The 19,547-nt window shown below is 62.1% G+C and carries 23 protein-coding genes; 13 read left to right on the plus strand and 10 right to left on the minus strand.

Annotated features, from left to right (window positions below; all coding sequences use genetic code 11):
- The first annotated feature begins 47 nt into the window (after positions 1 to 47).
- From C3Y91_RS34955 to C3Y91_RS34965, 3 genes are all read left to right on the plus strand, one after another.
- On the plus strand, positions 48 to 803 hold the full coding sequence (locus C3Y91_RS34955) for an SDR family oxidoreductase (protein WP_018074213.1): 756 nt from the start codon (positions 48 to 50) through the stop codon (positions 801 to 803).
- Positions 804 to 872: 69 nt separating this feature from the next.
- Positions 873 to 1,289, plus strand: coding sequence for a cupin domain-containing protein (locus C3Y91_RS34960; protein WP_018074212.1), 417 nt, complete (start codon positions 873 to 875; stop codon positions 1,287 to 1,289).
- Between the two features lie 94 nt (positions 1,290 to 1,383).
- Entirely contained in the window at positions 1,384 to 2,865 is a 1,482-nt protein-coding gene (locus C3Y91_RS34965; RefSeq protein WP_130655879.1) for a mechanosensitive ion channel family protein, read from the plus strand.
- Positions 2,866 to 2,882: 17 nt separating this feature from the next.
- Here C3Y91_RS34965 and C3Y91_RS34970 read toward each other — a convergent pair whose 3' ends face one another.
- Positions 2,883 to 3,371 carry an RrF2 family transcriptional regulator gene (locus C3Y91_RS34970; protein ID WP_018074210.1) on the minus strand — a complete coding sequence of 163 codons (489 nt, stop codon included), beginning with the start codon at positions 3,369 to 3,371 and terminating at the stop codon, positions 2,883 to 2,885.
- Positions 3,372 to 3,481: 110 nt separating this feature from the next.
- Positions 3,482 to 4,108 carry a MarR family winged helix-turn-helix transcriptional regulator gene (locus C3Y91_RS34975; RefSeq protein WP_174827207.1) on the minus strand — a complete coding sequence of 209 codons (627 nt, stop codon included), beginning with the start codon at positions 4,106 to 4,108 and terminating at the stop codon, positions 3,482 to 3,484.
- Between the two features lie 111 nt (positions 4,109 to 4,219).
- Between C3Y91_RS34975 and C3Y91_RS34980 the strand changes: the two genes are divergently transcribed.
- From C3Y91_RS34980 to C3Y91_RS35000, 5 genes are all read left to right on the plus strand, one after another.
- Entirely contained in the window at positions 4,220 to 4,555 is a 336-nt protein-coding gene (locus tag C3Y91_RS34980) for a cupin domain-containing protein (protein WP_029767744.1), read from the plus strand.
- A 45-nt stretch (positions 4,556 to 4,600) separates the two neighbouring features.
- Positions 4,601 to 5,017 (plus strand): VOC family protein, encoded by a 417-nt coding sequence (locus C3Y91_RS34985; protein WP_130763624.1) that lies wholly within the window; start codon positions 4,601 to 4,603, stop codon positions 5,015 to 5,017.
- Between the two features lie 165 nt (positions 5,018 to 5,182).
- Positions 5,183 to 5,563: a COG4315 family predicted lipoprotein gene (locus C3Y91_RS34990; protein WP_003560881.1), complete on the plus strand. Its 381-nt coding sequence runs from the start codon at positions 5,183 to 5,185 to the stop codon at positions 5,561 to 5,563.
- Positions 5,564 to 5,597: 34 nt separating this feature from the next.
- On the plus strand, positions 5,598 to 6,113 hold the full coding sequence (locus C3Y91_RS34995; RefSeq protein ID WP_033181030.1) for an RNA polymerase sigma factor: 516 nt from the start codon (positions 5,598 to 5,600) through the stop codon (positions 6,111 to 6,113).
- Positions 6,110 to 6,892 carry an anti-sigma factor family protein gene (locus C3Y91_RS35000; protein WP_003541272.1) on the plus strand — a complete coding sequence of 261 codons (783 nt, stop codon included), beginning with the start codon at positions 6,110 to 6,112 and terminating at the stop codon, positions 6,890 to 6,892. The genes C3Y91_RS34995 and C3Y91_RS35000 overlap by 4 nt, the downstream gene beginning before the upstream one ends.
- Here the strand turns inward: C3Y91_RS35000 and C3Y91_RS35005 are convergent.
- From C3Y91_RS35005 to nthA, 3 genes are read right to left on the minus strand one after another with little or no spacing between them, the layout of a single operon-like run.
- Positions 6,887 to 7,264: a nitrile hydratase accessory protein gene (locus C3Y91_RS35005; RefSeq protein ID WP_168576355.1), complete on the minus strand. Its 378-nt coding sequence runs from the start codon at positions 7,262 to 7,264 to the stop codon at positions 6,887 to 6,889. The genes C3Y91_RS35000 and C3Y91_RS35005 overlap by 6 nt on opposite strands.
- Positions 7,251 to 7,910 carry a nitrile hydratase subunit beta gene (gene nthB, locus C3Y91_RS35010; RefSeq protein WP_003541276.1) on the minus strand — a complete coding sequence of 220 codons (660 nt, stop codon included), beginning with the start codon at positions 7,908 to 7,910 and terminating at the stop codon, positions 7,251 to 7,253. Before nthB ends, C3Y91_RS35005 begins: the two co-directional genes overlap by 14 nt.
- Positions 7,907 to 8,551 carry a nitrile hydratase subunit alpha gene (gene nthA / locus C3Y91_RS35015; RefSeq protein WP_018074204.1) on the minus strand — a complete coding sequence of 215 codons (645 nt, stop codon included), beginning with the start codon at positions 8,549 to 8,551 and terminating at the stop codon, positions 7,907 to 7,909. Before nthA ends, nthB begins: the two co-directional genes overlap by 4 nt.
- 234 nt (positions 8,552 to 8,785) lie before the next feature.
- On the opposite strand from nthA, the gene C3Y91_RS35020 reads away from it, so the two are divergent.
- The 3 genes from C3Y91_RS35020 (at position 8,786) to C3Y91_RS35030 (ending at position 11,356) form a co-directional block, all read left to right on the plus strand.
- The gene (locus C3Y91_RS35020) at positions 8,786 to 9,499 is read left to right on the plus strand and encodes a hypothetical protein (protein WP_130692197.1); all 714 of its coding nucleotides are present in this window, start codon (positions 8,786 to 8,788) and stop codon (positions 9,497 to 9,499) included.
- 97 nt (positions 9,500 to 9,596) lie between these two features.
- Positions 9,597 to 10,880 carry an SDR family oxidoreductase gene (locus tag C3Y91_RS35025; protein ID WP_130661924.1) on the plus strand — a complete coding sequence of 428 codons (1,284 nt, stop codon included), beginning with the start codon at positions 9,597 to 9,599 and terminating at the stop codon, positions 10,878 to 10,880.
- Positions 10,880 to 11,356: a DUF2269 family protein gene (locus C3Y91_RS35030; protein WP_024320821.1), complete on the plus strand. Its 477-nt coding sequence runs from the start codon at positions 10,880 to 10,882 to the stop codon at positions 11,354 to 11,356. Before C3Y91_RS35025 ends, C3Y91_RS35030 begins: the two co-directional genes overlap by 1 nt.
- Here the strand turns inward: C3Y91_RS35030 and C3Y91_RS35035 are convergent.
- On the minus strand, positions 11,348 to 11,941 hold the full coding sequence (locus tag C3Y91_RS35035) for a LysE family translocator (RefSeq protein WP_018074200.1): 594 nt from the start codon (positions 11,939 to 11,941) through the stop codon (positions 11,348 to 11,350). The two genes, C3Y91_RS35030 and C3Y91_RS35035, sit on opposite strands and share 9 nt — an antisense overlap.
- A gap of 244 nt (positions 11,942 to 12,185) precedes the next feature.
- Here C3Y91_RS35035 and C3Y91_RS35040 point away from each other — a divergent pair, with 244 nt between their 5' ends.
- On the plus strand, positions 12,186 to 13,034 hold the full coding sequence (locus tag C3Y91_RS35040) for an aldo/keto reductase (protein WP_018074199.1): 849 nt from the start codon (positions 12,186 to 12,188) through the stop codon (positions 13,032 to 13,034).
- A 118-nt stretch (positions 13,035 to 13,152) separates the two neighbouring features.
- Here C3Y91_RS35040 and ilvN read toward each other — a convergent pair whose 3' ends face one another.
- The gene (gene ilvN / locus C3Y91_RS35045) at positions 13,153 to 13,725 is read right to left on the minus strand and encodes an acetolactate synthase small subunit (protein WP_003560902.1); all 573 of its coding nucleotides are present in this window, start codon (positions 13,723 to 13,725) and stop codon (positions 13,153 to 13,155) included.
- A gap of 83 nt (positions 13,726 to 13,808) precedes the next feature.
- A complete protein-coding gene (locus tag C3Y91_RS35050; RefSeq protein WP_018074198.1) occupies positions 13,809 to 15,599 on the minus strand; it encodes an acetolactate synthase 3 large subunit in 1,791 nt (596 codons plus the stop codon).
- 323 nt (positions 15,600 to 15,922) lie between these two features.
- Here C3Y91_RS35050 and C3Y91_RS35055 point away from each other — a divergent pair, with 323 nt between their 5' ends.
- Positions 15,923 to 17,962, plus strand: coding sequence for an ATP-binding protein (locus C3Y91_RS35055; RefSeq protein ID WP_130692201.1), 2,040 nt, complete (start codon positions 15,923 to 15,925; stop codon positions 17,960 to 17,962).
- Here the strand turns inward: C3Y91_RS35055 and C3Y91_RS35060 are convergent.
- Both C3Y91_RS35060 and C3Y91_RS35065 read right to left on the minus strand, forming a co-directional pair.
- A complete protein-coding gene (locus C3Y91_RS35060) occupies positions 17,947 to 18,873 on the minus strand; it encodes a dihydrodipicolinate synthase family protein (RefSeq protein ID WP_130687143.1) in 927 nt (308 codons plus the stop codon). The genes C3Y91_RS35055 and C3Y91_RS35060 overlap by 16 nt on opposite strands.
- Before the next feature lie 21 nt (positions 18,874 to 18,894).
- The gene (locus C3Y91_RS35065; protein WP_018074196.1) at positions 18,895 to 19,509 is read right to left on the minus strand and encodes a LysE family translocator; all 615 of its coding nucleotides are present in this window, start codon (positions 19,507 to 19,509) and stop codon (positions 18,895 to 18,897) included.
- Positions 19,510 to 19,547: the final 38 nt, after the last annotated feature.

Below are 19,547 nucleotides of genomic sequence, written 5' to 3' on the forward strand. Positions count from 1 at the left end.
ATTCACCTTTGACGCTGCCGCACCGCGGCAGTAAACGGAGATCTGTTATGAAAATCGTTGTCATCGGCGGAACCGGCCTCATCGGTTCGAAGACTGTCGAACGCCTGCGCAAGTACGGCCACGAAGTGATCGCCGCCTCGCCGAACTCCGGCGTCAACACGATCACCGGAGAAGGATTGGCGGAGGCGCTCTCGGGCGCCGAAGTCGTGCTCGACCTCGCCAATTCTCCGTCCTTCGAGGACAAGGCCGTGCTCGAATTCTTCGAGACCTCGGGCCGCAATCTTCTCGCTGCCGAAAAAGTGGCCGGCGTGAAGCATCATATCGCCCTTTCGGTGGTCGGCACCGAGCGTCTGCAGGAAAGCGGCTATTTTCGCGGCAAGCTCGCCCAGGAAAAGCTGATCAAGCAATCCGGCGTTCCCTACACCATCGTTCACTCGACTCAATTCATGGAATTCCTCGGCGGCATCGCCCAATCGGGGACGGTCGGCCAGACGGTCCGCCTGTCGCCGGCCTATGTGCAGCCGATCGTTTCCGACGACGTCGCCGATGTCATGGCGGATGTGGCTCTCGCACCGCCCGCTAATGCGACGATCGAAATATCAGGTCCGGAACGGGCGCGCCTCAGCGAACTCGTCGCCCGGTATTTGAAGGCCATGAAAGATCCGCGCACCGTCGAGGCCGATGCCGAGGCGAAATATTTCGGCGCGAGACTCAACGACCAGTCGCTTGTTTCGGACAATAACCCGCGGCTCGGCTCGATCACCTTCGAGCAGTGGTTCGCCAAGTCCGCCCAGCCGAAGTGATGCGACTTGCCCTGAGGACGCGGCCACTCGGGCGCGTCCTGCCCAAACCCTGCAACCATGGAGATTCCGATGATCCGAACATCATTCCTCGCCGCTGCGCTCGCCCTTCTGGCTGCCACGGGCGCCAGCGCCGATGAGAGCAGCAAAGCTGCCAAGGTGACGCTCGTCTATGAACACGAACTTCCGAACGTACCGGGCAAGAGCATCAAGGGCGTGCTGGTCGAGTACGGCCCAGGCGGCTTCTCCGACGGCCACACCCATCCCGATACGGCCTTCATCTACGCCACCGTGCTCGAAGGAGCGATCCGCAGCCAGGTCAATGACGGCCCCGTCAAGGTCTATCATGCCGGAGAGAGCTTCTCCGAAATGCCGGGTGACCGCCATGGTGTCAGCGCCAACGGTAGCGAGACGAAGCCCGCCCGCCTGCTCGCCGTCTTCGTCGTCGATACCAAGCAGAAAGAGCTGACCTATCCGCTCAAGAAGTGATGATCCGCCTATACCGCCCGCGCAAGCCCCGAGCTTGCGCGGGCGGCCGAGATGCTGAATCATGTGCGGCCCGCCCTATCCCGGAGACAGAGTGATGATTGACGACGTGCTCTTCGGCAAGCCTCTGATATCCCTCATTACAGTTGGATTCGCCGGGATCATCGTTTGGCATCTTCTCTCCCGCCAACGGCCGACGACGCGACTGGTGGTGCAAATCCTCTTCTTTGCGGTGATGACGTTGATCCTCGTCATCAGCGGCATCGAACCCCACCGGTTTCAAGGATATGAGTCCGAGGACCCGCAGGCCCTGCTCGTCATCGTCGCGAAATCGCTCTGGTGGATCCATCTGGCATGGGCCGTCATCGGTTTCATCAGGCTGTATCTGGTACTGGAGGGTAGTCCGCGAGAAGCCCGACTGCTCCAGGATCTCGTCATCGGGGTCGTCTATATCGGCATGGCCCTATCGGTTATGGCCTTCGTCTTCGGTGTGCCGATCGGCACCCTCGTCGCGACCTCGGGCGTGGTCGCCATCATTCTCGGTTTGGCGCTCCAGAATACGCTGGCCGACGTCTTCTCCGGCATCGCGCTGACACTCGGCCGCCCATACATCATCGGCGACTGGATCCTTCTCAGCGACGGCACGGAGGGGCGCGTCGTCGAAAGCAACTGGCGCGCGACACACATTCTGACCAGCGCAAACAATGTCGTCGTTCTGCCGAACAGTTTTCTGGCAAAGCTCGGCCTGACGAATGTAAGCCGGCCTGACGAGACCCATCTCCTGGTCCTCACCATCCGCATCGCCCCGACGCGGATGCCGGCATCGGTCCGGAACGTCATGGCAACGGCGCTTGCGAGCTGCAATTCGATCGTGCGCGAGCCGCCGCCGGTCGTGGCACTGAAGGGGCTGGATGCCACGGCGCTGGAGCTCGAGTTGCAGTTCCGGGTGACGAGCCCGAGCCAACGGGTGACGGCACGAAACGAGGTACTCGATCTCGTCTATCGTCACTGCAAATCAGCCGGCCTGCTTTTGGCTGTTCCGGCGGCGGCCTCAATCCTGACGGGCGATCTGCCGACCGAAGAAAGCGCACGGCCGCCCCGTGTGACGCCGCTCGAACTGATCGAGGCCATTCCAATCTTTGCGACGCTGACATCAGATGAAAAGCAGAAACTCGCCGAGACCACGGCTGTGCGGGAATTCCGCAAGGGCGATGTCATCGTGCGGGAGGGCGAGATGCTCCCGTCGCTGATGATGGTGCGGGCAGGTATCGTCGCGGCGCGGCACGGAGATGAGGAACGCGGACGGCTCGCGCCGGGCGATTTTTTTGGAGAGACCGGACTACTCGCCGGCCTGCGGGAAGTCTGCACCCTGGAGGCTCTGACCCCCGTGACCGCGTATGAGATCGATCAAGAGGCCTTCGCGCCGCTGCTAAGCGAACGCCCCGCGCTGGCGGAAGAAATCGCCGACCACCTCGCCAGCCGCGCCGAGCGTTTCCGCAACGGCACCTCTTTGCCCCCGGAACATGCCCGCAGTGCACATGCCATCCTGAAGACCATCAGGACCATCTTCAAGGCGTAGAGATCGGCACCCCCCGCTCAGCCGGCGCGCTTGAGCACCCATTCGAACGTGCTCCGCCAAATGTCGGCCGGCACTTCCTCGGACAAGGTGCCGACCAGATCGGAAAGCCGGACGCGCCTTAGCGTATCCCGCCAGGCCTCGTCGGCCTCCCACATGATGCGCGCGACCGCGCATGGCTTGCTGTCGCAATATCCTTCCGGTCGGCAGGGATTGTTCGCCCGGATGTTCGTACAGGTGAAGCTGCGGGCCTTCCCTTCGACCGCCTCCACGATCTCGAGAAAATTGATGTCCGAGGGGGGCTTGGCAAGCCTGTAACCGCCACTCGGGCCGAGCGTGGTCTCGACAAGCGATGCCTGCGAAAGGCTCTGCAGTGCTTTGGAGAGATATTCCTTCGGCAGACCATGAAGCTCCGCGAGCGCCTTGGTGGAAAGATACCTGCCCTTTGGCAGGCCCGCGAGAATGGCGCAGCAGTGAAGCGCCCACTCGACCTGGCTTTTCAGGATCATTCAGCAACTCGTGTGATGGCTGGCTCTGCCGGTGGAATTAAGGATATATCATATCCGAAAACCGACTCGATGTAAACGAGCTGAACGGCGATGCGGACTCCGATCTCCCCTCAGCCCGCGTTCTCGTCCTCCCCCCGCGCCTGCTCACTTTCAATTCCGGCGATCAGCTTGCGCAGCAGCGCTGCGAGCGCCTCGCGCTCGTTTCCGTCAAGAGCCTGCAGAAACGAAGCTTCGCTCGCCATGTCGGTGCGGAAGGCCTTTTCGGCGAGTGCCGCACCCGCCTCGCTCAATGCCACCAGCACGCTGCGCCCATCGCGTGGTGATTTCTCCCGGCGGATCAGTCCCGCCTTCTCCAGCCGGTCAAGCCTGTGGGTCAGGCCTCCCGAGGAGATCATCAGCGCCGAATACATCTCCGTCGGGGTCAGCCGGTAAGGCGCTCCGGAACGGCGAAGCGTTGCGATCACGTCGAATTCGCCGCGGTCGAGGCCAAAATCGGCAAATGTCGCCTCGATGCTGGGGCGCACCAGGTTCGACAGCCGGAAGGCCCGCCCCAGGATCGCCATCGGCTCCGTATCGAGGTCGGGCAGTTCCACCGCCCATTGCCGGCGCAGCCGGTCGACATGGTCATCCCCGGAGCGGTCACTGTCCCTGGGGCGGTCCTCGTCCCCCCGGCGGTCGCGGTCCCCTTCAATCCCATTCATCATTCTCTGCCTCATATGCCACCACAGCCGAGACATACACCTTCCATTCGAGTCAAGGAAGATATCTTGACAGGAAGATACTTTTAAGAATATATCTTCTCACGAAGATACTTTGCATTCGCAAACGGCACGAGCGGGAGGCACGTGATGTTCAGGATAGTTCGCCACCAGGAGCCACAACCCGATCAGAGCCGGACGGTCCGCTTCGAGGGCCGCGACTACGGCGGCGAGATCTCGCTCTTCATTGTTGACAATGAACCGGGTCAGGGGCCGGGCCTGCATGTCCACCCCTATTCAGAGACCTGGGCGGTCAGGAAAGGCGAGGCCGAATTCACCGTGGGTGAGACCACGACTCGCGCCTTTCCGGGCGATATCGTCGTCGTGGCCGCCAACGTTCCGCATCGTTTCGAGAATGTCGGCATGGGACGGCTCGAAATCGTCTGCATTCATGCCAGTGACACGATCGTGCAAGAGTTCTTGTGAGGCGAGACTGTCCCCTGGAAAACAACCGAAGAGGAGGAAACTGCAATGCCCAAGATGATCTTTGTGAACCTGCCGGTGAAAGACATTGCTGCTGCGATCCGCTTCTACGAAGCGATCGGATGCACGAAGAACGAACAGTTCAGCGACCATCAGGCGTCGAACATGGTGTGGTCCGACGCCATCATCTTCCACTTGCTGACGCGCGATTTTTTCGCGACCTTCACGCCGAAGCCGGTTGCCGAAGCGCAGAAGACCAGCGAGGTCCTGTTAGCCCTGGCACAGGACAGCCGCGAAACGGTGGACGCCATCGTCGAAGCGGCAGCAACCGCCGGCGGCAAGGCCGATCCGCGCGCCCCAACCGACATGGGCTGGCTCTACAACCGCGCCTTCGAGGATCCCGATGGCCATATGTTCGAGGCGGTCTGGGTCGACATGGCGGCAGTGTCCACCACCGGAGAATAGCGGCAAGACCGGCCACATTGATCTGCGGCATGGCATCAGGTGCGACGGGCTTCCATCCGCCTCACTCGTCTTAAAAACTTTTCCCACCCATGGAATAAAGGCGCCTCGGCTCGTGTCTCATGTCAGGTACCGCAAGACTGCGTGCCCAATCTGAGGAGAGACACCATGAAATTCGTGAAATTCCTGTCCGTCGTGGCGGCTGCCGCCTTTGCCGCGACCGCTGCTTTCGCCGCCCCTCCTGTCAAAACAGTCGAATCCGAAAAGGGCAAGGTGCTTGCCGGCGAAAACGGCATGACGCTCTACACCTTCAAGAAGGACGTGAAGGGCGTTTCCAATTGCAACGGCGACTGCGCAAAGAACTGGCCTCCGCTGATGGCTGCTGGCGATGCGAAGGCCGATGGTGCATATTCGATCGTCGAGCGCAAGGATGGCATGAAGCAATGGGCCAAGGACGGCATGCCGCTCTATTTCTGGGTCAAGGACAAGAAGATGGGCGACATCACCGGCGATGGCGTCGGCGGCAACTGGGATCTCGCCAAGCCTTGATCGCCAAGATCCCGATCACAAGCGAGTTGCCGGCGTGAAAACACCCGCACCCGAAACTTTCGAGGGCCAGATCCTGGCCCTCCTGCCCTCGCTCAGACGCTATTCGCGCAGCCTGACGCGCTCGGATGCGGATGGCGAGGATCTGCTCCAGGATTGCGTCGAGAAGGTTCTCACGCGCCGCGGCCAGTGGCGCGGCCTCAACCTGCGCGGCTGGGTCCTGACCATCATGACCAATCTCTATCGCAACGGCCGGCGCGGCAAGACCCGCGACGGCCTCGTCGAACTCGACGCCGCAACGGACCTGGCCGCGCCTGAAGTGCCGGCCGATCCGCAGGAGCGCGCGCGGCTGGACGATGCGCTGAACAGCCTTTCGGAGGAATACCGCGCCGTGCTGATGCTTGTCGTTATTGAGGGATACACCTACAGCGAGGTCGCAGCCGCTCTCGATATCCCCATCGGCACCGTCATGTCCCGCCTGTCGCGCGCCCGCCAGCGTGTCGCCGAGCGGCTGAAAGCCGACAATATCATTACGCTCCGGAGACCGAAATGAACGACACCAACCCGAGCGTAACCGAAGCCGACCTCCACGCCTATGCCGACGGCCAGCTGCCGGAAACGGCACGCGCCCGCATCGATGCCTTCCTGGCAGACAATCCCGACGAGGCGGCGATGGTCGCCGAATGGCAGGCGCAGAATACAGGCATCCGATCGCTGTTTGCAGGCTATGAAAAAACAAAGGAAACCGACGCTCTCCTGGTTTCGCCGCCCCGCGGCATCTCTTCCGGGCGGAAACGCGCGGCGATCGCCGCAGCCGCCCTCCTCGTCTTCGCGCTCGGCGCCGTCAGCGGCCATTATGGTCCGGCCCTTCTGGAAAAACCGGAGCTGCAGCTTGCCGGCTCCGAAACCCTGCCCAAACAGGCTGAGACCGCCTTCATGGTCTATGCCGCCGAGGTTCGCCACCCCGTCGAAGTCTTCGCCAACGAGGAGGCCCATCTGGCCACCTGGCTCGGCAAACGCCTGGCGATAGAGAATCTCAAGATCCCGAACCTGCAGTCGCTCGGCTTCAAGCTGGTCGGCGGCCGCTTGCTGCCGGTCGATGGCAGGCCGGGCGCCATGTTCATGTATGAAAACCAGGCCGGCGAGCGACTGACCGTCCTGGTCGGCCGCAACACGGAAAATCGCACGACGAGTTTCCGCTTCGCCTCATCCGACAATCTCGAGACCTTCTACTGGATCGACGGCGAACTCGGCTACGCCGTCACCGGCGAAATCTCCCGCGAGACACTGCGGGAGGTAGCCGAGGAGTGCTACAAGCAATTCCCGTCATGAGGATCCGCGCGAGGGATCGTTGCCGAGCTCGATCGGCCGTCCGTGCGGTGTCGCTTCCGCCGCCCGCTGCCAACTCTGTTGCAGTGCCAGGATCGTTTCCACATCGGCGATGCCGTTGTCGACGATGAGGTCGGAGAGTGCCGCCACCCAGCAGTCAAAATAGTCGCTGCCATCTTCAGCCCGGCCAGGCTTGTGCAATTGCGCGGAAAGCGTTTCAGCCCATTCGCTCCAGCTGAACAGGCCCTTTGCATGCAGGTGCACGGTCATGGCAAAGGCTTCGGCGGCCCATGGCTCGGGAAAGACCGGCTCGCCCTCCAATGACCTCGGCAGGCTGGGCGATTGAGTCAGCGGCGACATTTCATGCAGGCTCAAGATAGCTCTCCCAGGCATCGATCGACACGGTCAGCGTCCGATCGGCATCCTCGCCCCAGATCTCCGCGCCGTCGAAAACGACCGTATAGAGCCATTGCGGGCTCTCGCCCTTGCCATGCGCGTTGTCGTCGGGAAAGACGAACGAACCCTGCACCGCCTCGACCACACCGGTCCTGGCCCTGGCATAACGCGGCAGGCGCGTATGCGTCGCCGGATTGAAATTCTTCGTCCTCACCGTCTCACCGACCACGAAGAGCGGCGCTGCCTCGACGGGACGATCGCAAGGCCCACCCTTGGCCAGCACGGCGGGCACCATGTCCGCCTTCAGCACCCGCTTCGGCACCGCGCCGTCTTGCAGCTTCCGCCCAGAAAGCAGCTCCTCATGCGTCGCAAAGCCGTGCCGTTCGAGCAGCTTGTCGATGCCGCGGATCCAGATCTCGTAGTAGCTGGCGGCGAGGTAATCGGCCGGCGGAATATTCTCGCGCGCATGCCGGCTTTCATCGATCGTCCATGCGCCGAAAGCGCCGCAGGAAAGGGTAATTCCGAGCGCCCGCTTTTCCCATTCGGCATGGAAATAGGGCTCGTCCTTTTCCGGCGCGACAGGACCGAAGCCCATCTGCCCGCCGAGATCGTGCGGTCCGTTCATGTGGCGCTCTCCGGCTTGCGGGCAACGGCCGTGCCGATCATCGCATCGCGGCTGACGAGGTCGGCGAGCGTCTGCTCGTCCATTCCCTCTGTCCCTTCGGGCCGCTCGGGAATGACGAGATAACGCAGCTCCGCCGTCGAATCCCAGACGCGGACCTTCTTGTCCTCTGGCAGCGTCAGCCCGAATTCGGCCAGCACGCCGCGTGGATCGATGACGGCGCGTGAGCGATAGGCCGGCGCCTTGTACCAGACCGGCGGCAGGCCGAGCACCGACCACGGATAACAGGAGCAGAGCGTGCAGACGACGAGGTTATGGGTCTCGGCCGTGTTGAAGACGGCGCGCATGTGCTCGCCCTGCCGGCCGGTGTAACCGAGGCTTGATATCGCCGCCGTCGCATCGCGCTTCAGCCAGTCGGCGAAATCGGCATCGCTCCAGGCTCTGGCGACGACATGGGCGCCGTTTCTCGGTCCCACCTTCGTCTCGTAGGTCTCGACGATCGCATCGATCGCCGCCGGATCGATCAGCCCCTTCTCCGTCAGCAGCGTTTCCAGCGCCTTCACGCGGGCTTGCATGTCGGAGTAGTGATTGTCGTGGTGATGGTCGTCGTGGTCATGACCCGCATGATCGTCGCTGTACCGCATAACTCCCTCCCGAATAGGCGGCTCGATCTTAGGTGCTGGCCGGATGGCCGCCAAGTGCGTTTCTCGTAAAGATGCGGCCAGACGAATAGGGATTGGTTAAGCAAGCCGTCCTTCGCGCCGCCGATATAACCAAACGTTAATGGCTTCATCTTCAGATTGCATGCCATGAAAACTCCGACATTCGGCCGAAGAACCACTCCGCCCGCCTCCGCCTCCTCGCCTCACGCAGAGGAAATGAAGACCCGTGCGCAAAGCGCTGTGCGGGACGATCCGCGCCGGAGCGAAGCCGGCAATCCCTTGCAAGGCCCGAGGCTCGTGGCCCGCGCCCTCCTCCACCGGATTCATCAGGAAATCGCCGAAGACGGCCGTTTTCGGATGATCGATCTGCTGGCGGCGCTCGGAGCGATCGGTGGATTTTCCTGTGTTATTGCCGCCCTCGATGTTGCTGAAGCAGGACAGTGCCGCGACGGCGCCGATCTAGTCATCGTGGAAACAAGGGATGGATCTCGCTACTACGCCGGCAATCTGCCGAATGCTTTTCTGCTGGAAGGCCATGATTCTCTGCTGGAAGGCCATGATTCTCTGCTGGCGCTGACCTATGGCGCCGCTAGAAACCAGGGCGCGGTCCTGCCGCAAGAGACGGTCCTCAGTACGTTTCGCCATGTCGCGGCCACCATCGGCGATCAGCAGTTCGGCAGGCCACGGCTGGCGGATGACGATCAGCCCGGCGCCCTGCCCATCAGCTATGTCAGGCGCCTCTGGCCGATCGTCCGGCAGATTCTGGACATGAACCATGTCCCGGTCCGGCGGCGGCCGCTGGCGATCGGCATGGCAATCGAGCTTGCTTTCGCGATCGACGAGCAAAGGATAGACCCGCTACTGGCAGCGCAGGTCGTGACCGAATGTGCAGTTCCCATGGCAAAAATCGATCCGCGTAAAATTCCTTGAGGCATCAGGGTCAAGACGGGTTATTGTCCTTGCCGCGCATGACGACAACTCCTGACCTCAAAGACACCGTCTCCGATTTTTCGATAACCTCCTCCTTATGAATATCCTCATTCTCGGTGCTACAGGCTTTATCGGTTCAGCGGTCGCCGCAAGATTGCTAGAGGACGGCCATGTCATCACCGGGCTTGGCCGCAATCCCGGCCGGGCGCGCTTCCGCCAGCCCGGCATCCGCTGGATCAGCGCAAATCTGGATAAGATGACCGACGCGGCCGACTGGGCGACGGTGCTTGAAGGCCAACAGATTGTCGTCAACAGCGCTGGCGCCTTGCAAGACGGCCTGTCTGACGACCTTGCCGCCACGCAGGAACGGGCGATGATCGCGCTGCAGGGAGCAGCGCGCATGGCCGGCTTGAAGTTGATCATACAGATATCGGCGCGCACCGACGGCGCCGGTCGTGACCGGCCCTTTCTGGCGACCAAGCGCGCCGCCGATCTGGCGCTTGCCGCAAGCGGCATTCCCTACGTGATCCTGCGCCCGGCGCTAGTGCTTGGCCGAAACGCCCATGGCGGTACGGCGCTGCTGCGTTCCCTCGCTGCCTTCCCCCTCGTCCTGCCGTTCGTCCACGCCGACAGCCCGGTCGAAACCGTCGCCGTCGAAGATGTCGCCGCCGGAGTCTCAGCCGCAATCTCCGGTACGCTGCCCTCCGGCAGCGATATCGAACTGGCGGCCGAGGAACGGCACTCGCTCGCGAGCCTCGTCAAACTCCACCGCGCCTGGCTCGGCCTGCCGGATGCACCAGTCATTTCCCTTCCGTCCATTCTTGCAAGGCCGGTCACATGGCTTGCGGATATGGCCGGTCATCTCGGCTGGCGCTCGCCGCTGCGCTCCACCGCCATAACCGTTATGTCCGAAGGTATCAGCATAGATCGCGCGACACCGTCAGGCCTGCCGACTCTCTCGGCCCGAGCAACGCTCGCGGCCAATCCGTCCGGCGTACAGGATCTCTGGTTTGCCAGGCTGTATCTTCTGAAGCCGCTCGTCATATCTGGCCTGTCCGTTTTCTGGCTGCTCTCAGGTTTGATCCCGCTGCTGGCGCTGGAGAAGACGTCCGCGCACTTCCTGCCGTTCATGCCTGAGGCCGCGGCAACAGCGCTGACGCTTGCAACCTGCCTGATCGACATCGCTCTCGGTGCTGCCGTCCTCCTTCGCCCGCTGGCGCAACGTGCCCTTCTCGGCATGCTGGCCGTGTCGTTCACCTATCTTGCCGGCGCCAGCCTGCTCGAACCTGCACTCTGGCTCGATCCGCTCGGTCCCCTCGTCAAGGTGCTGCCGTCGATCCTGCTGACACTCACCGCACTTGCCACCCTGGATGAACGCTGATGCTTGAGCAATGGCTGCTGCTTGCCCATGTCATCGGCGCGACGGTGCTCTTCGGCACCGGCGCCGGCATCGCCTTCTTCATGGTGATGGCACACCGGACGCGCGATCCCCGGTTGATCGCCCATGTCGCCAGCACGGTTGTCATCGCTGACACGATCTTCACCGCCACCGCAGCCCTTCTCCAGCCGGCAACCGGCTATCTGTTGGCCCGGTCGATCGGCTGGGACCTGTCGGAGGGATGGATTGCGCTGTCGCTGCTGCTTTATGTCGTGACCGGCCTGTTCTGGCTGCCGGTCGTCTGGATCCAGATCCGGCTGCGCGATCTCGCCCGGGCCGCAGCGGCGGCGGGAAAAGCCCTGCCGCCGGCCTATTTCAGCCTCTACCGCATCTGGTTCGCCTGCGGCTTTCCGGCCTTCTCAGCCGTCATCGGCATTCTCTGGCTGATGCTAACGAAGCCGTCGATCGCTCTATTTTAGCATCGGCCAGAGGCTTAGCACCAAGAGTGTCGCCATGCTGATATTGAACCATTTCAGCCGCACCGGATCGGAAAGCCACTCCCTCAGCGCCGAGCCGAAGCCTGCCCATGTCGAAACGCTGGGCACATTGACCGCCGCGAAGGCGAGACCGACGATCAGCACGCTCACGAGGTAGAGTTGCGGATTGGTATAGGTCGCCATCGCGGTGACCGCCATCACCCAGGCTTTCGGGTTGACCCACTGGAAGGCGGCCGCCGCGAAGAAGGACATCGGCTCGACGCCGCTCCTGCCTTCGCTGAGTGAGCGCGACGAGGCGATCTTCCAGGCGATCCAGACGAGATAGGCACCGCCCGCAAATTTCAGCGCCGTATAGACCATTGGCACCGTGTGCAGCAGCGCGCCGAGCCCAAGGCCGACGCCGATGAGCAGTGAGAAGAAACCGACGCCGATGCCGAACATATGCGGGATCGTCCTGCGGAAGCCGAAATTCACGCCCGATGCGAAGAGCATCATATTATTCGGCCCCGGCGTGATCGAGGTCGTGAAGGCGAACAGAACGAGGGCGAGAAATGTATCCAGCGGCATGCGACCTCCCGAAGCCAGCTTTTCCGCGGCCCGTTTATTTAGGTCAGGATAACTGTCCTAAACCGCCGATACCATTGCATCATTGTCATGGTGACAGGATTACTTGAAAGATGGAGACCCGGCCCAATCTCTTGCCGACTGCATAATTCCCTAAATCGCCATCGATTTAAGGATAAAATCATGCAGCCATTCAAAGTGCTACAGCGTCCGTCTCAAGGACGCGCGGCGCTGTAGGAAGAAACCCATGCAGAACGACCCGATTCCATCGATCACATTTCCGAACGGCACTGAGGTGCCGGCGCTCGGCCAGGGCACCTGGGCCATGGGCGAGGATGCCGGCCATGCCAAGGCCGAAATCGAAAGCCTCAAGGCCGGCATCGATCTCGGCATGACGCTGATCGACACCGCCGAAATGTACGGCGACGGTGGCGCTGAAGAGATCGTCGGCCAGGCGATCAGGGGGCGGCGCGACGAAGTCTTCATCGTCAGCAAAGTCTATCCCTGGAATGCCAGCCTGAAAGGCACGATCGAAGCCTGCGAGCGCAGTCTCGAACGGCTCGGCACCGATCGTATCGATCTCTATCTGCTGCACTGGCGCGGCAACTATCCGCTCACTGAGACTGTCGCGGCCTTCGAAACGTTGAAGGCATCGGGCAAGATCGGCGCCTGGGGCGTCTCCAACTTCGACACCGACGATATGGAGGAATTGCTTAGAGTGCCCGATGGCGCCAATGTCGCCGCCAACCAGGTGCTCTACAATCTCTCCCGCCGCGGCATCGAATTCGATTTGCTGCCCTGGTGCCAGAGCCGCGGCATTCCCGTCATGGCCTATTCGCCGATCGAACAGGGAAATATCCTGCACCATCCCGAGCTGATCCACATCGCCAAGGCCTATCAGGCAACACCTGCCCAACTGGCGCTCGCCTTCCTGCTGGAACGCGACGGCGTCATCGTCATCCCGAAGACCTCGAATGCCGAACGCGCGGCGGAGAACCGCGACTGCGTCTCGCTTGATATCACCGACGACGACTGGGATGCCCTCGACGCCGCCTTTCCGCCGCCCACAAAGAAAAAACCGCTGGAGATGCTCTGACCTTCAGCGGCTTTCCCAATTATCAGCATCGGGCTTAGATGCCCGGGCTGTAATCCTACATGCCCGGGCTGTAATCTTACATGCCCGGGCTGTGATCTTACATGCCCGGGCTGTATCTTTACATGCCCTGCACGCCGCGGTTCATCGCCGCAATCCCGGTACGGCACACCTCGATGAGGCCAAGCGGCTTCATGATCGCCACGAATTGATCGATCTTCGACGATTTGCCGGTGATCTCCAGAATGAAGTGACCGACCGTCGCATCCACTACCTTGGCATGGAAGGCATCGGCAAGGCGCAGCGTCTCGGCACGCATCTCGCCCTCGCCGATCACCTTGACCAGCGCCACCTCGCGCTCGATCGGCCGGTCCTGGCCGAGCTCGCGGGCACGCACCGTCAGGTCGACGACGCGATGCACCGGCACGATGCGCTCGAGCTGCGCCTTGATCTGTTCCAGCACCTGCGGCGTGCCGCGTGTGACGACGGTGATGCGGGAAAGATGCGCCTGATGCTCGGTCTCGGAGACCGTCAGGCTCTCGATATTGTAGCCGCGGCCGGAAAATAGGCCGATGACCCGGGCAAGAACCCCCGGCTCGTTGTCGACGAGAACCGAAAGCGTGTGGCTTTCGACGGCCGCCGTTTCCGGCGAGATGAAGTAAGCGGAGCCCGTGGGCTGTAGGTGAGCGTTCATGGTCCTGAGTTTCCTCTTCCCTGCCGCATAACCCCGAAAATCGGAAACGATTTTCGGAAAGGATTATGCGCAAATTAAAAATGTCAGACGAGCGCGCGACCCTTGGCATCGATCGCATTGGCGACCGCTTCGTCGGTGGCTTCGTCCGGCAGCAGCATTTCGTTATGGGCCTTGCCCGAGGGGATCATCGGGAAGCAATTGGCGAGATTGGCGACGCGGCAATCGAAGATGACAGGCTTTCTGACCTCGATCATCTCCAGAATGGTGTCGTCGAGCGCATCCGGCTTTTCGCAGCGCAGGCCGACGGCGCCATAGGCTTCCGCCAGCTTGACGAAGTCGGGCATCGCCTCGGTATAGGAATTCGACAGGCGGTTGCCGTGAAGCAGCTGCTGCCACTGGCGCACCATGCCCATATACTGGTTGTTCATGATGAAGATCTTGATCGGCGCATCGTGCTGGATCGCCGCCGACATTTCCTGGATGCACATCTGGATCGAGGCGTCGCCGGCAATGTCGATGACGAGGCTGTCGGGGTGGGCGATCTGCACGCCGAGCGCTGCCGGCAGGCCGTAACCCATCGTGCCGAGACCGCCCGAGGTCATCCAGCGGTTCGGCTGCTCGAAACCGAAGAACTGCGCCGCCCACATCTGGTGCTGGCCGACTTCGGTGGTGATGTAGGTGTCGCGATCCTTGGTATGCGCAAAGAGCCGCTCCAGCGCATATTGCGGCATGATGACGTCGCTGCTCTTCGTATAGGCGAAGGAATTGCGCGCGCGCCAGCGGGCGATATCGGTCCACCAGTCTTCCAGGCGACCCTTCTCCGGCTTCTTCGGCAGCGCCCGCCACAGGCGGACCATGTCTTCGAGGACATGGCCGACATCGCCGCGGATGCCGATATCAACACGGACGTTCTTGTTGATCGAGGACGGATCGATATCGATATGGATCTTCTTCGAATTCGGCGAAAAGGCATTGAGACGGCCGGTGATGCGGTCGTCGAAGCGGGCGCCGATGCAGACCATGACATCGCAGTCGTGCATCGCCATGTTGGCCTCGTAGGAGCCGTGCATGCCGAGCATCTTCAGCCAGTTCTTGCCTGAAGCAGGATAGGCGCCGAGGCCCATCAGCGTCGAGGTGATCGGGAAATCGGTGAGCTCGACCAGCTCGCGCAGCAGCTTGGAAGCCTCGGGGCCGGAATTGATGACGCCTCCGCCGGAATAGATGATCGGACGGCGCGCATTCGCCATCAGTTCGATCGCGGCATGGATCTGGTTGAGGTCGCCCTGGATCTTCGGCTGGTAGCTCTTCTGGATCGCGTAATCGGCGGGCGGTGTGTAGGTGCCGGTCGCAAACTGCACGTCTTTCGGAATATCGACGACGACGGGGCCCGGACGGCCGGACTGGGCGATGCGGAAGGCCTCGTGAATGACGGCGGCAAGCTGGTTGACATCCTTGACCAGCCAGTTGTGCTTGGTGCAGGGCCGGGTGATGCCGACCGTATCGCATTCCTGGAAGGCGTCGGAGCCGATCAGTGGGGTCGGAACCTGTCCGGTCAGGCAGACGAGCGGGATCGAATCCATCAGCGCGTCCTGCAGCGGCGTGACCGCATTGGTAGCGCCCGGACCCGAGGTCACCAGCATGACGCCGACCTTGCCGGTGGAGCGGGCGTAACCTTCGGCCGCATGGCCTGCCCCCTGCTCGTGGCGGACGAGGATGTGCTTGACATCCTCCTGCTGGAAGATCTCGTCGTAGATCGGCAGGACCGCGCCGCCCGGATAGCCGAAAATATGTTCGACACCGTTGTCCTTCAGCGCCTTGAGAACGATCTCCGCTCCCGTCATCCGATTGCCTGCCGCCTGATTGTCCGTGCTCATCTGTCTGTTCCGTTTGATGCTGGGATTGCGTTTGTGGCCGGAAGCCCGAATTTCGGGCATAAAAAAAGGCCCCTGAGGAGCCTGTCATCTAGCGCATGGGTGGCTATCGCCGGATGGTTACACCATCCTGCCCATGCGCTTTCCCACCACGATAAGAGCCGTTGCGATTTTCATGGTCGGAAGTGATAGACAGAAAATTTCGCAGCGTCAACGCATGCCGCAATAAAAAACTGCCCCACGCCTGCATCCCCGAAAATCGATAGGATGAAGGATTTGTTAAAGGATCGACTTTATTCTTCTACGCTACCGCAGGGAGTAGCCCTTTGCTCAACAACGACTTGCGCACGCCTGGCAAGGCAGGCGAGCATGATCGCCGCGATGGCCATGCGCCGGGAAATCGCTTTCTCGGCCGCGTCGTCGCATGCAGCGGTTCGCGGGCGACGATTGCCGCCGTTGCCGAACAGGGCGGCACCGACCTGACCGAACTCTGGTCCGTGGGGCGGTTGATTTCGATCAGCGTCGGCCGCAACCGCGTCGTCGCGCTCGTCTATCAGATGAACACCGGCAGCCATGCCTGGGGCGAAGGCGAAGACAATATTTTCAAGATCGAGACCGAGCTGCTTGGCGAAGTCCGTGTCGACGAGGACGGGCGCGAGGAATTCTCGACCGGCATCTCGCGTTATCCCTATCTCGGCGCCATCGCCCACCGCATCCGATCCGCCGACCTGATGCGCATCTACGATGCCGGCGAAGGTACAACCGCCGTCATTGGCAAGCTGACGCAGGACGAAAGCATCGATGCGGCGATCCATATCCCCACGATGCTCTCCAAGCATTTCGCCGTCGTCGGCTCCACCGGCGTCGGCAAGTCGACGGCCGTGTCGCTGCTCCTGCACAAGGCAATCGCGGCGGATCCGAAGCTGCGCGTCCTGATCCTCGATCCGCATAATGAATTCGCCGCCGCCTTTCCCGAGCACGCCGTCACAATCGATACCGATACGCTCGACCTGCCCTTCTGGCTGATGCGGCTGGAGGAATTTGCCGAGGTCGTGTTTCGCGGCCGCCCGCCGGTGCCCGAAGAGCTTGACATGTTGCGCGATATCCTGCCGGAGGCCAAGCGCGCCTTCCGCGGCAGCGACAACTCGCTGGTGCGCCGCACGACGGAAAAGAGTTCGATCACCGCCGACACGCCGGTTCCCTACCGCATGGCCGATCTACTGGCGCTGATCGACGAGCGCATCGGCCGCCTGGAAGGCCGCTCGGAAAAGCCCTTCCTGCGGTCGCTGAAGATGCGCCTCATCGCTGCGATCAACGATCCGCGCTATCACTTCATGTTCTCCAACAACACGATCAGCGACACGATCACCGAAACCATCGCGCAGATCTTCCGCATCCCCGGCGAGAACCGGCCGATCTGCACTTTCCAGCTTGCCGGCATCCCCTCCGAGGTCGTCAATTCTGTCGCCTCCGTACTCTGCCGCATGGCCTTCGAGGTGGCGCTGTGGAGCGACGGCGCCATCCACATGCTCGTCGTCTGCGAGGAAGCTCACCGCTATATCCCCTCCGATCCAAGCCTCGGCTTCGTGCCGACGCGCCAGGCGATCGCCCGCATCGCCAAGGAGGGCCGCAAATACGGCGTCTCGCTCGGCATCATCACCCAGCGGCCGGGCGAGCTCGATCAGACGATCCTGTCGCAATGTTCGACGCTCTTTGCCATGCGCCTCGCCAACGACCGAGACCAGGAAATCATCCGCTCGGCCATTCCGAACTCGTCGATCTCGACGACCAGCTTCATCTCCTCGATCGGCAACGGCGAGGCGATCGCCTTCGGCGAGGCGATCAGCGTGCCGATGCGCATGCGCTTTTCTCGCGTCGACGAAAAGCTCCTGCCGAAGGCGAGCAGCGCCAACAGCAAGAACAGCGAGGAAGATCCGGATACGGTCGATCTGCGCAAGATCGTCACCCGCATGCGGGCGGTGACCGTCGGACCCGACATTTCGAATTTCCAGCAGAGCTATGCCGCGTCCGCGGCAGGTTTCGACGAGACTGACGCAGCCGACGAGGATCTTGACGCGAAGCCATACACGCCGCCCGCCTCTTCCGCCGCGCCGCCCGCCTCCGCGCCGCTCGAATCCTACCGCCGCGAACTGCTGCCGCAGACGCCGCGGCTGGACCCGGCCACGTCACCCGCGATCGATCCCCGGCTGGACGCGCTTCGCCGCGAGATGCGCCGCGATGAGCCAGTCTTTCCCCGGCCGGCACCACCGGCGGATCAGCCAGCGATCTCCCGCCGGGAGCCCGGCACGTCGCTGCGCGAAAGCATTCTGAAAAAACCGCTGAGCAGCCTTTACAACAAGGAATAAGCCTTCCACTCGCTCTCCAGTGCGATCAGAGGCTCGACGGCCTCGAGCACCCTTTGCCGGTCCATCGGTCCGAGCGGCAAGAGAGGGCGTGGGAGCTCTGCCCTGGCGAGTGAGAGAAGGTCGATCAGCGTATAGATCACACGAAGGCTTCCGAACGCCTTGAACGTTTGCCAGAGCGGCTCGAGAAGACCATCGAGCCGACGCACTTCCCCATCCTCGCCTGCAGTCGCGGCCTTGGTCAGGGCAACTGCGACGCGCGGAAGCAAGCCGCCGATGACGCTGTACCAGGCGTCGGCACCTGAAAGCAGCGCTTCGGCAGCGCCCCAGTCGCCGCTGTAGCCGATCGCAAGCTTGGTCTTCTCACGCAATGTCGCCAGTTCGCCTGCGAAATCGCCGTCAACTGGCAGAGGCATCTTCACTGCCCTGATCGTCTCGATGTCAGACAGGCGCTGCAGAAGGTCCCGGCTGAAGGTGAAGTGGGTCGTGCCGGGATTGTTGTAGATGCAAAGCGGCAGCTTCGCCGCATCCGTGACGGCAAGGAAATGCTGATAGGCCTCTTCCTGAGTAAGCGGCGTGTAGGACACCGGCGCAAGCAGAAGCGCATCCGCACCAGCCGCATCCGCATCCCTCGCCAGGGTCCGGGCGTGGTCTGTCCTCAGAGCACCGACACCGACGACGATCGGAACACGACCGCGAACGCACTCGACCGCGGCCTCAACGGCTCGCCGTCGCTCCTCGCGTGCGAGAAAGGCGTAGATCCCAGTGCTGCCAAGAAGGCCTATCGAAGCGACGCCTGCATCGCACAGGGGTTCCAGCAGGCGGCAGAGAGCTTCGGTGTCGACCCGGCCATCCCTATCGGCGGGAGTTGGCGGAAAGGCCGAAAGACCATGAAACGGAGAGGCGACAGACATCATGCGATCCTGAAAATCTGGTCAATGTGAGAACAGCAGGCGCGATCCGGCGCCCGCGAAAAAGACGGCGAGACTTCCCTCGATCCATCGCCGCGCACGGGTGTAGCCGCGCACCATCGGTGCCGTCGAGAAGAGCATGGCATAGCCGGTAAATATCAAGATCCCGAGAAGCACGCAGCCGCCGAAAGCTGTGACGGCCATCTCCAGCGAAGCGCCGGGCTTGAGGCCGAGCGACATGATCGCGACCCAGGCCAGAACCGCCTTCGGATTGCCGAGATGCATCAGGACGCCGCGACGATAGAGCATGCCGAGTTGCACGGCGGGTCGAACGACCTCGCTTGCCGGCATATCAGACATGGTTGCCGAGCGAGCCGCCCTCCAGGCGAGCCAGAGGAGGTACAGCCCACCTCCGATTTTGAGAAGCAGCAGGGCATGAGCATAGCGGACCAGGAGTGTCGAGATGCCGGTGACCGCGACCAACCCCCAGCATGTCGACATCGTGATAACCCCGGCGGCAAGAACCAGCGCCGGTCGACGCCCCTGCCGCATCGCCACGTTCATGATGGCCATGTTGCTTGGTCCAGGACTGCCTGCAGCGATTGCGTAGGCGATGTAGACGACGAGAAGATCCTGCATTTACCTGTTTCCAGAAGTTTGCGCACACGCACGGCACA

Origin of the sequence: Rhizobium ruizarguesonis, assembly GCF_012349115.1 — a bacterium.
Lineage (GTDB): Bacteria > Pseudomonadota > Alphaproteobacteria > Rhizobiales > Rhizobiaceae > Rhizobium > Rhizobium ruizarguesonis.